The organism is uncultured Thiodictyon sp., assembly GCF_903828115.1.
GTDB lineage: Bacteria > Pseudomonadota > Gammaproteobacteria > Chromatiales > Chromatiaceae > Thiodictyon.
The window spans coordinates 1-7,550 of the sequence record NZ_CAIKKU010000599.1; the positions used below are offsets into that span (position 1 = coordinate 1).

General features: G+C 67.2%; 6 protein-coding genes. All 6 read left to right on the top strand.

Going from position 1 to position 7,550, the window contains the following annotated elements:
* The first annotated feature begins 294 nt into the window (after nt 1–294).
* The 6 genes from QZY48_RS22605 to QZY48_RS22630 all read left to right on the top strand — a co-directional run bounded on the left by QZY48_RS22605 (nt 295) and on the right by QZY48_RS22630 (nt 7,455).
* Nucleotides 295–798, top strand: a complete 504-nt coding sequence (locus tag QZY48_RS22605; protein ID WP_295435364.1) for a formate dehydrogenase subunit gamma — start codon at nt 295–297, stop codon at nt 796–798.
* On the top strand, nt 795–2,357 hold the full coding sequence (locus QZY48_RS22610) for an NADH-quinone oxidoreductase subunit NuoF (RefSeq protein WP_295435366.1): 1,563 nt from the start codon (nt 795–797) through the stop codon (nt 2,355–2,357). Before QZY48_RS22605 ends, QZY48_RS22610 begins: the two co-directional genes overlap by 4 nt.
* A gap of 144 nt (nt 2,358–2,501) precedes the next feature.
* Nucleotides 2,502–5,366 carry a formate dehydrogenase subunit alpha gene (fdhF, locus tag QZY48_RS22615; RefSeq protein ID WP_295435368.1) on the top strand — a complete coding sequence of 955 codons (2,865 nt, stop codon included), beginning with the start codon at nt 2,502–2,504 and terminating at the stop codon, nt 5,364–5,366.
* 9 nt (nt 5,367–5,375) lie between these two features.
* Nucleotides 5,376–6,314 (top strand): formate dehydrogenase accessory sulfurtransferase FdhD, encoded by a 939-nt coding sequence (fdhD, locus tag QZY48_RS22620; protein WP_295435370.1) that lies wholly within the window; start codon nt 5,376–5,378, stop codon nt 6,312–6,314.
* A 230-nt stretch (nt 6,315–6,544) separates the two neighbouring features.
* Nucleotides 6,545–6,775 (top strand): formate dehydrogenase subunit delta, encoded by a 231-nt coding sequence (locus tag QZY48_RS22625; RefSeq protein ID WP_295435372.1) that lies wholly within the window; start codon nt 6,545–6,547, stop codon nt 6,773–6,775.
* Nucleotides 6,772–7,455: a hypothetical protein gene (locus QZY48_RS22630; protein WP_295435374.1), complete on the top strand. Its 684-nt coding sequence runs from the start codon at nt 6,772–6,774 to the stop codon at nt 7,453–7,455. Before QZY48_RS22625 ends, QZY48_RS22630 begins: the two co-directional genes overlap by 4 nt.
* Nucleotides 7,456–7,550 lie beyond the last annotated feature (95 nt).

Sequence of the window (7,550 nt, forward strand, 5' to 3'; positions counted from 1 at the left end):
CGCCTGATAACGTGCCTGTCTCAGCGTCGATCGCGTCTTGGTGACACCTGTTGCATAATCGACGCAGGCGGATCCGCGGTCCCGGGTCCGATCCTGGCCGCGCGCGCCCGGCCCGCCCGCCCTGTTGACCGGGAGGTCGCTGGTCCGCACAGCGGACCCAACGGCACCGTAGGGTCCGCTGTGCGGACCGATCGCCGCCTGCCCGGCCCCGGCGCGCCGGGCGCCTGGCTGACCGGTCCGGTCCTTGCAAAGGACTGGCACCAGCCGCGCATCGATCCCTGAAGAGCCACCGGTATGTCGAACTCCGCCGCCGCCGATCCCGCACCTGACCACGCGGGTCAGGTCGGCCCCATCATCGCGGCCCACCGTGACCGGCCCGGCGCCATGCTGCCCATTCTGCACGCGATCCAGCGTCACCTGGGCTGGGTCCCGGGCGCGGCGGTGCCGCTGATCGCCGACGCGCTCAACTGCTCCCGGGCCGAGGTCCAGGGGGTGCTCGACTTCTATCACGACTTCCGCCGCGCCCCGCCCGGCCGCCATGTGCTGCAGCTCTGCCGGGCCGAGTCCTGTCAGGCGCTGGGCGGTCTGGCGCTGGAGGCCCACGCCCGCGCCGTCCTGGGTCTGGATTATTACCAGACCAGCGCGGACGGCGCCCTGACGCTGGAGCCGGTCTACTGCCTGGGCAACTGCGCCTGCTCCCCCGCCGTGCGGGTCGATGACGAGATCCTCGGGCGCGTAGACCCGGACCGCTTCGACGCGCTGATCGCCGGACTGCGCGGCGCCGGGGTCCCGGCATGAGCCCGCCCCTGACCGCGAGCCGGCCCCAGCGGGTCTATGTGCCGGGCGATTCGGGCGCACTATCGGTGGGCGCGGACCAGGTCGCGCGGTCGCTTGAGATCGAGGCACAGCGGCGCGGCCTGCCGATCGAACTGGTGCGCAACGGGTCGCGCGGGCTCTATTGGGTGGAACCGCTGGTGGAGGTCGCGACCCCGGCCGGGCGCATGGCCTATGGCCCGGTCCGGGCACAGGATGTACCCGACCTGTTCGCGGCCGGCTTTCTGAGCGGCGAGCCCCACCGCCTGGGCCACGGCCTCACCGCCCTGATGCCCTACCTGGCCGGCCAGGAGCGCCTCACCTTCGCCCGGGTGGGGCTGACCGACCCCCTGAGCCTCGAGGACTACCAGGCACATGGCGGCTTCGCCGGGCTGACGCGCGCCATCGGACTTGAGCCCGCCCAGATCGTGCAGGAGGTCACCGACTCCGGCCTGCGCGGGCGCGGCGGCGCCGCCTTCCCGACCGGGATCAAGTGGGCCACGGTCCGCGCTGCCCCGCTCGCGCCCAAGTATGTCGTCTGCAACGCGGACGAGGGCGACTCCGGCACCTTCTCCGACCGCATGTTGATGGAGGGCGACCCTTATTGTCTGATCGAGGGGACCACCATCGCCGCCCTGGCGGTGGGTGCGACCCAGGGCTATATCTATTCCCGCTCCGAATACCCCCATGCCTTCCGGATCATGGAGACGGCCATCGCCCGGGCGCGGGCGGCGGGGTTCCTGGGGCCGGACCTGCTCGGTTCCGGCCGCACCTTCGAGTTGGAACTGCGCATGGGCGCCGGGGCCTATATCTGCGGCGAGGAGACCGCCATGCTGGAGAGCCTGGAGGGCCGGCCCGGCCTGGTACGTTTCAAGCCGCCGCTGCCGGCCATTGCCGGACTCTTCGGTCGCCCGACCGTGATCAACAATGCCATGAGCCTGGCCTCGGTCCCGATCATCCTGGCCCAAGGCGCGGCCTTCTATCGCGATTACGGGGTAGGCCGCTCACACGGGACCTTGCCATTCCAGTTGGCGGGCAATATCCGCCACGGCGGCCTGGTGGAGAAGGCCTTCGGGCTGACCTTGAATGAGATGCTCTACGACTATGGCGGCGGCTCCGCCAGCGGCCGACCCATTCGCGCGGTGCAGGTGGGCGGGCCGCTTGGGGCCTATGTCCCCGAGTCCCAATTCGACATCCCCCTGGATTACGAGGCCTATGTCAAGATCGGGGCCATGATCGGACACGGCGGTATCGTCGCCTTCGACGACACGGTGGACATGGCGCGCATGGCCCGCTATGCCATGGAATTCTGCGCCCACGAATCATGCGGCAAGTGCACCCCCTGTCGGATCGGCTCCCGGCGCGGGGTCGAGGTCATCGACCGCATCATCGCCGGCCAGGCGCGCGCCGCCAACCTCGCCCTGCTCGAGTCCCTGTGCGATACGATGCTCAATGGCTCACTCTGTGCCTTGGGCGGCATGGCACCCTATCCGGTGCAATCGGCGCTGCGGCACTTCCCGGAGGACTTCAAGAGAAGTACGTGAGTAAGAAAGTACGTTAGTACGTTAGTACGGGAGTACGGGAAGAGGGCGTGTCAGCGGTCGGCCGCGTACTTCCGTACTAACGTACTTCCGTACTAACGTACTTCCGTACTAACGTACTAACGTACTTTCTTCAAGAGGCAAGCCATGTCCCTCCCCCGTGACCCCGACTTCGGTACCCCCGCCCGCGCCTCCGAGCGCCTGGTGACGCTGACCATCGACGGCGCCGCGGTGCAGGTCCCGGAGGGCACTTCGGTCATGCGCGCGGCGGAGTCGGTCGGCAGTCGGGTCCCCAAACTGTGCGCCACCGACAGCCTGGAGCCCTTCGGCTCCTGCCGCCTGTGCCTGGTGGAGATCGAGGGCCGGCGCGGCTATCCGGCCTCCTGCACCACGCCGGTGGAGGAGGGGATGCGGGTCCGGACCCAGACCGACAAACTCGCCGCGGTCCGCCGCGGGGTCATGGAACTCTATATCTCGGACCACCCGCTCGACTGCCTCACCTGTTCCGCCAACGGCGATTGCGAGTTGCAGGACATGGCCGGCGTGGTGGGCCTGCGCGAGGTCCGCTATGGGATGGACGGGGCCAATCACTTCGCTGTCGGCAGCGCCGCACCGAAGGACGACTCCAATCCCTATTTCAGCTTCGACCCGGCCAAGTGCATCGTCTGCAGCCGCTGCGTGCGGGCCTGCGCCGAGGTGCAGGGGACCTTTGCCCTCACCATCTCCGGGCGCGGCTTCGATGCCCATGTCAGCGCGGGTGAGAACCAGCCCTTCATGGAATCCGAATGCGTCTCCTGCGGGGCCTGTGTCCAGGCCTGTCCCACCGCGACCCTGATGGAAAAGTCCGTGATTGAGATGGGACAGGCGCAGCAGTCGGTCGTGACCACCTGTGCCTATTGCGGCGTCGGCTGCGCATTCGAGGCGCAGCTCAAGGGCAACACGGTGGTGCGCATGGTCCCCTGGAAGGACGGGCAGGCCAATCACGGCCATTCCTGTGTCAAGGGCCGCTTTGCCTGGGGCTATGCGACCCACCCGGACCGGATCACGACCCCGATGATCCGCAAGTCCATCCATGACCCCTGGCGGCCGGTGTCCTGGGATGAGGCCTTAGGCTATGCCGCCGCCGAGTTCAAGCGCATCCAGGCGCAGTACGGGCGGGGGTCGGTCGGCGGTATCACCTCCTCGCGCTGCACCAATGAGGAGACCTATCTGGTCCAGAAGCTGGTGCGCGCCGCCTTCGGCAACAACAATGTGGACACCTGCGCCCGGGTCTGTCACTCGCCTACCGGTTATGGGCTCAAGCAGACACTCGGCGAGTCCGCCGGCACCCAGACCTTCGACTCGGTGCTCGCGGCCGATGTGATCGTGGTGATCGGTGCCAATCCCACGGACGGGCATCCGGTATTCGCCTCCCAATTGAAGCGGCGGCTGCGCCAGGGCGCCCGGCTCATCGTGGTGGACCCGCGCCGGATCGACCTGGTGAAGAGCCCGCACGTGGCGGCGGACTTTCATCTGAAGCTGCTGCCCGGGACCAATGTCGCCATCGTCAATGCGCTCGCCCATGTGATCGTCACCGAAGGTCTGGTGAACGAGGCCTTCGTGGCCGCGCGCTGCGAGCCCGCGTCATTCGCCGCCTGGCGCGCCCATGTCGCCCAGCCCGCGCAGTCCCCGGAGGCCCTGGCGACGGTCACCGGCGTGCCCGCCGAGTTGATCCGCGGCGCCGCCCGGCTCTATGCCGGTGCTGCCAACGCCGCCATCTATTACGGCCTGGGGGTCACCGAGCACAGCCAGGGCTCGACCATGGTCATGGGCATCGCCAATCTCGCCATGGCCACCGGCAATATCGGCCGCCTGGGTGTGGGGGTGAATCCACTGCGCGGTCAGAACAATGTCCAGGGGTCCTGCGACATGGGCTCCTTCCCGCACGAGCTGCCCGGCTATCGCCACGTCTCGGACGCGGAGACCCGCCGCCTGTTCCACGACGCCTGGGGGGTGGCGATCGATCCGGAGCCGGGCCTGCGCATCCCCAATATGTTCGAGGCGGCCTTGGACGGGAGCTTCCGCGGTCTCTATTGCGAGGGCGAGGACATCGTCCAGTCGGACCCGAATACGCAGCACGTCCAGGCGGCCATGTCCGCCATGGAGTGCGTGGTGGTCCAGGACCTGTTCCTGAATGAGACCGCGAAATACGCCCATGTCTTCCTGCCCGGCTCGAGCTTCCTGGAGAAGGACGGCACCTTCACCAATGCGGAGCGGCGCATCTCCCGGGTACGCAAGGTCATGCCGCCGCTGGCCGGACTGGCGGACTGGGAAGTCACGGTGGCCCTGTCCCAGGCCCTGGGCTATCCCATGGACTACCGGCACCCATCGGAGGTCATGGACGAGATCGCCCGCCTCACCCCCAGCTTCACTGGCGTGAGCTATGCGCGCCTAGACACCCTGGGCAGCATCCAGTGGCCCTGCAATGCCGCTCACCCGGACGGTACGCCGATCATGCATGTGGATGAGTTCGTCCGCGGCAAGGGGCGTTTCATGGTCACCCATTATGTGCCGACCACGGAGCGGGTCACTCACCGCTATCCGCTGATCCTCACCACCGGCCGCATCCTCTCGCAATACAATGTGGGGGCCCAGACGCGGCGCACGGCCAACGTCCAGTGGCACGCCGAGGACCGGCTGGAGATCCACCCCCAGGACGCGGAAGATCGGGGCATTCATGAGGGCGATTGGGTGGGCGTGGCGAGCCGCGCCGGGGACACGGTCCTGCGTGCCACCCTCACCGGGCGCGTCCAGCCCGGTGTGGTCTATACCACCTTTCACTTCCCGGAGTCCGGCGCCAACGTGATCACTACGGACAATTCGGACTGGGCGACCAACTGCCCGGAGTATAAGGTCACCGCGGTCGAGGTCGTCCTGGTCAGCCAGCCTTCCGCCTGGCAGGAACGCCACCGCCGCTTCTCCAAACGGCAACTGGACCTGCTGCCCGGGTCCGCGGCAGCGGTCGAGCCTTGAGTGGGCGCCATGCACGCCTGCCAGGGACCGCAAACGGCCCCCGTGGGAGCGGCTTGCAGCCGCGAAGAAGATAGCCCTGAACCCGCCGCCAACTGGTATCTCACCGGTACCGCAACGCCCTTGCGAGGCCCGGAGGAAAAGGCCGACTGGCCCAGCCACCAAGGCGTGCAGGTCCTGCAACTGGAGGGCGGCCAGGCGCTCGAGCGCCCCGACCAGGTCATCGAGGAGGTCCCGCTCGCCCTGGTCTACAACCGTATCTCCCACGCAGTCATGTTGGTCACCCCGGTCGATCTCGCGGACTTCGTGCTGGGCTTCAGCCTGGGGGAGGGCATCCTGGGGGCCGCCGCAGAACTCCATGACTGCGAACTGGTCCAGGTCCAGGGCGGGATCGAGGCCCGCATGAGGATATCCGCCGCGCGCTTCGCCGCATTGAAGGAGCGGCGCCGGACCCTGGCCGGACGGACCGGTTGCGGCCTGTGCGGCGTGGAGAGCCTGCAGGCGCTGGAGCGTCCGACGGTCCCGGTCGAGCGGACCTGCCGCCCGCGCCCCGGCGCCATCGCCCGCGCACTCGCGGACCTGCCGCGGCACCAGCCCCTGTTTCGCCTGACCGGCGGCGGCCACGCGGCCGCCTGGGTCGGGGCGGACGGGGCCGTGCGGCTGGTGCGCGAGGACGTGGGGCGGCACAATGCCCTGGACAAGCTGATCGGCGCCCTGACGTGGCAGGGCACCGACCCGGCGGACGGCTTTGCCATCTGCACCAGCCGGGCGAGCTACGAGATGGTCCAGAAGGCGATGACCGCCGGCATCGGTCTGCTGGTGGCGGTCTCAGCCCCGACCGCCGCCGCCATTCGCCTGGCCCAGGCCGCCCATCTCACCCTGATCGGCTTCGCCCGGGGCGAGCGGATGCTGGTCTATACCCATCCGTGGGAAAGCACGGAAGTGCTTTAGTAACGAGCCAAGAACAAGCTAAACACAGATACCATCGTTGTCGTTGTCGTTGTCGTAATCGTTGTCGTAATCGTTTTCGTAATCACAAGCGGAAAAGCGGTGCAATTTTGGGTGCGAGAATCCGGGCCACTACGATAACCTGGATTACGACAACGACAACGACAACGACAACGACGCCGGGCGGCGGCGCGAGCCTAACGTTCTAACGTACTTCTTTCCGCGAGCAACCAATGGACATCCAAAACCTCATCAAACAAGCCAACCAGATCGGCGATTTCTTCGGCGCCTGGCCGGACTCCGCACAGGGGCGCGAGGAAGTCGCCAATCATCTAAAGCGCTTCTGGGAACCGCGTATGCGTCGGCAGATCATCGAGCATGTACGCGCCCAGGGTGGGGCGGGCCTGAACCCGCTCGTGATCGAGGCGATCGGACAACTGGAGCCGATGGGGGAGGGTGCATGAGGTTCTCGTCGCAACTGTGGTGGGCACTCGGCATGGGCCTCTATGTGCTCGCGGTGCTCTTCGGGACCCTCATCCCCTATCGGGCCATGGTCGCGCGCGGCATGGAGCCGATCCGTGCGGTCTATTACAACCGCAAGATCGTCCATATGCTGGCCGGCGGGGTCGGGTCACTGGTGGTGCCGCTGGTCTTTACCGATCCCTGGTGGCCCCTGATCGCGGGGCTGCTGTTTACGCTGTTTACCCTGCTTGCCCATCGCCTGGGGCTGCGGATGTACTGGTTCCAGACTCCGGACAATACCAATGACGTGAAGTTTGCCCTGATGTGGGGTCTCTCGGTCTCCGGCCTGTGGTGGCTGCTCGGCGACCCCTGGCTCGCAATACTCCCCGCGCTCTATATGGCCTTCGGCGACGGCGTGACCGGCATTGCGCGCAATGCACTGGTGCGCCGCCGCTCCAAGAGTCCCATCGGCAACCTCTTTATGCTGATCGTCTGTGTCCCGCTCGGCTGGGTGATCGGCGGCCAGGCCGATCCATCGATCCCCTGGTGGGGGGTGGCCTCCGCGGTGGTCGCGACCTGGATCGAGCGCTATGAATTCGGCCCCATCGACGACAATGTGCTGATCACGGTCGCCGCGAGCGCGGTGCTGCTCCTGGGGTCGGTGGCGGGGCGCATCGGTTGATGCGATGTAACGAGTCGATAACACGTTAAACGCAATCGTTGTCGTTGTCGTTGTCGTAATCGGAGAAGCGATACGCTTTGGGGTTCGAGAGACTC